General features: G+C 71.2%; 1 protein-coding gene. It reads left to right on the top strand.

Annotated features, from left to right (window positions below):
- Positions 1–1030 (top strand): DUF6531 domain-containing protein (locus tag ACFV2X_RS55660; RefSeq protein WP_385632010.1); only part of this gene is annotated, 1030 nt, incomplete at both ends.

Genomic DNA, 1030 nt, shown 5'->3' with positions numbered 1-1030 from the left:
ACAAGGCGGCGGACGCGTACAACGCGCTGCCGGCCGACAAGCGGGATCCGTCTTCGTTGCCGGACAAGCCGGGTGCGTTCCACGATCCGGGGGCCGCTGACATCAAGGCCGCGCAGGATGTGCTGCAGGAGGCGCGGCGGCAGCGGAACGAGGCACATGGAGTGGCGAAGACGGCGGTGGAGGCGGCGCGCGATGCCGCACCGAAGAAGCCGTCGTACGCCCGGCAGGTGGGGGACGGGCTGGCGGGGCTGTCCCTGGACACCAGCCACTTCCTGGGCGGCGTGGTCAAGGGCACAGCGGGTCTGCTGAACTTCGTCCGGTCGGTGAACCCGATGGACCTGTACAACCTCACCCACCCCGCCGAGTACGTGACCAACCTCAACAACACCGCCGCTGGTCTGCTGCGGATGGCGAATGACCCGCGCACCGCGCTCAAGGGCATGTGGGACACCTTCCAGAAGGATCCGTCGGAGGGTGTGGGGCGCCTGGTGCCGGAGTTGATCGGAACCAAGGGGCTGGGTGGTGCGAAGGCGGCCGTCACGGCCGCCGAGCGGTTGCCCGCGACCTTGGCCAGGGCGGAGCGGCCGGGGTTGCAGACGCTGGCCAGGGATGGGGCGGCGCCGCATGCGACGCCGGATGGAGCGAAGACCGCGGGTCATACGGATCCGGTGGATCTGGCGTCGGGGCGGATGTTTCTGGCGCAGCGGGATGTGGTGTTGCCGGGGGCGTTGCCGCTGGTGTTCGTGCGGCGGGTGGAGTCGGGGTATCGGGCGGGGCGGTGGTTCGGGCCGTCGTGGTCGAGCACGGCTGATCAGCGGTTGGAGATCGGGGCGCGGGGTGTGGTGTTCGTCGCCGAGGACGGACTGCTGCTGTCGTATCCGCACCCGGCGCCCGGCCTGCCGACGCTGCCGGAGCTGGGCCCGCGCTGGCCGCTGGAGCGCACGGTGGAGGGCGACTACACGCTCACCGACCCGGCCACGGGGCGTACGTGGTGGTTCACCGGTCAGGAGGGCGGGGGTGACGGGGAGGC

The organism is Streptomyces sp. NPDC059679, assembly GCF_042734105.1.
Lineage (GTDB): Bacteria > Actinomycetota > Actinomycetes > Streptomycetales > Streptomycetaceae > Streptomyces.
Note: the sequence above shows the minus strand (reverse complement) of the source record. Positions and strands in the feature narration are given on the sequence as shown.